Genomic DNA, 2,545 nt, shown 5'->3' on the forward strand with positions numbered 1-2,545 from the left:
TCAATGTGTACGTGGGCGGCACCTTGATTGGCACCGCCACGGTGGCCCCGGGTGGCACGACGTGGGAGATCACCGATCTGGCGGGCTACGCCAGCAACGCCAGCTGGACCTACACGGCCAAAGTGGCGGACGCGGCGGGCAACGTCGGCACCACCGCTACGCAGGTGGTCAACACGGATTTGACCGAAGCGCCTCCTGTGATCACGGGGACCAGCGGTGACTTTAGCCAGCCGTTCAATCAATCGACAACGGTGTACGGTACCAATTTGGTGCCAGCAGGTGATGCCACCAACCCGGCGGGTGTCTGGACCAGTTACAACACCGCCGTGGCACCTTCGACCCTGAGTGGAGGTCCTTTTGGTGTGGACACAGGCAACACCCTGTTCTACATCGATAATAACGACTCTTCAATGGGCACGGCTAATGCGCTGACGAGAACCGTTGGCACCATAGCATTGACGCAAGGCAAGGAATACACGTTTGCGTGGGATGCCAAGCTCTACGGGGGCAACCCTTGGGCGGCCAATGCGCGCTGGATGCTTCTGGATTCAACAGGTGCCAACTTTGTGCAAGCGGCAACGCCGTGGTACAAAACCCATGGTGACAATGCCAGCGCATACGCTACGGCCACGCCGCTCACTGCGGACATGGCCACTTATACCAACACGTTCACTTTCACAGGGGCGACGGGCAATTACAAGTTGGCCATGGCGTGGGTCACTACAAACTCTGCCGCCAACGATGTGATTTTTGACCGCATTTACTTAGGCGAGTCAACCCAAGTGCAAATTGCACCGCCATCTGTCAGCGGCACGGGCATCCCAGGTAACACCGTTTATTTGTACGACAACACCTACACCAATGTGGTGGGCTCGGCAGTGGTGGACAGCTCAGGCAACTGGACCGTCACAGGATTGACCAACATCTACGTAGGCAGCAACACCTTTGCGGCCAAGCAGGTGGATGCGCAGGGCAACCAGAGTGGCTTGTCGAATCAGTGGACGGAGACTTCTGTTGCTTCCAACTTGGTCACGAACGGCACCTTTACGGGCAATCTCAACGGCTGGACAACCACAGGCAGTGGCATCTACAACTACAGCATTGATGACCCTTATTCCGTTTACAACGTGCTGGTTTTCAATGGAAACAATACCCCTGCCGGTGACTCTGCATACCAGGTGCTGGCCACCACTGCAGGGCAAAGCTATTCCGTGAGCTTGAACGTCGGTCAAAACGGCACGGCGGTAGCCAGTCACACGTTCAAGGTCGATATCTTGGACGGCGCCAACCAAATCATCAGCACACAAACTGCAGTGGTGAGCGACAGGTCGACCGTACCCATGTCGTTCAATTTTGTAGCGACAGGCTCGAGCAGCACAATCCGGATCACCAATACGGCGGTCAGCAGTTCCGGGAGTTCCGACGCTTGGGCAGACTCCATTGTGGTCGTCCCTCAAACCAGTTCGAGTACCAACACCTTCGGCACAGCAGGCCCCACCGCCAACCCTGACACCCTGAGCTACACCGCAGGCGCTCTGGACGCTTTGGGCAGCAACGACACCATCACCGTGGGCAACACCAGCTTGCAAGCCACATTGGCTGCTGGTGGCATCATCAACGGCGGCACGGGCATCGACAACCTCAAGCTCGCCGCAGGCACCACGCTCAACCTGGAGTCCACCACCGGCAACCAGACCGTCAGGCCCATCGAGCAGGTGGAGATGATCACCCTGCAAGGCGGCACCTCCAAGCTGACCATGTCGGCCAACAACGTGCTCAGCCTGGGCGGCAGCAATGCCACCACCATGGCCCCGTACACCTTCACCAGCACCGTGCAAGCGGCCAACGGCAACGTGCAGCCCACCGGCAGCACCACCAGCACCGGCAAGGTGCAGTTCGTGGTCAACGGCCAACTGAACGACGTGCTCAACCTGAGCGTGCTGGCCAACGACGGCGTGGTCAGCACCAACGGTGCCTCGGCCGGCTTGCTGGGCAACACCGATTTGGCGGGTAGCTGGGCCTACAAGGGCACCTTCACCATCGCTTCGGGCACCGCCGTGGACGGCGTGGCCCACACCTACAAGGTCTATGACCACAGCACCACCGGCGCCCAAGTGCTGGTGGACGTGGACGTGACGGTCAACACCATCTCGCCCATCACCATCAGCGCCATCAGCACCGACGCAGGCACCAGCGCCACCGACTTCATCACCAACGACCAGACGCTGACCTACTCGGGCGGCTTGCCTGCAGCCTTCAATGGCGCCACCGAGCGGGTATTGGTGCAGATCCTCGACAGCAGCAACGCGGTGGTCAGCACCGGCTTTGCCACAGTCAACGGCACCACTTGGTCGTGGAACAACGAAACCGTCTTTGAGGCGGCGGGCAACTACACCATCCGCGCCACCATCGTGGGCTTGACCAACACCACAGCCGTGCCCGCATACGGCGCAGGCGCGGTGGCCACGCACCTGATGACCATCGACCTGACGCCACCGCAAGTGGCCATCGCCCGCACCGATGGGCTGACCACCACCGTGGGCAG

The 2,545-nt window shown here is 60.2% G+C and carries 1 protein-coding gene; it reads left to right on the plus strand.

Going from position 1 to position 2,545, the window contains the following annotated elements:
- A partial coding sequence (locus tag B9Z49_RS21900) for a hypothetical protein (protein ID WP_158273569.1) occupies positions 1–2,545 on the plus strand: 2,545 nt, incomplete at both ends.

Source organism: Limnohabitans sp. 2KL-51, from assembly GCF_003063645.1.
Classification (GTDB): Bacteria; Pseudomonadota; Gammaproteobacteria; order Burkholderiales; family Burkholderiaceae_C; genus Limnohabitans_A.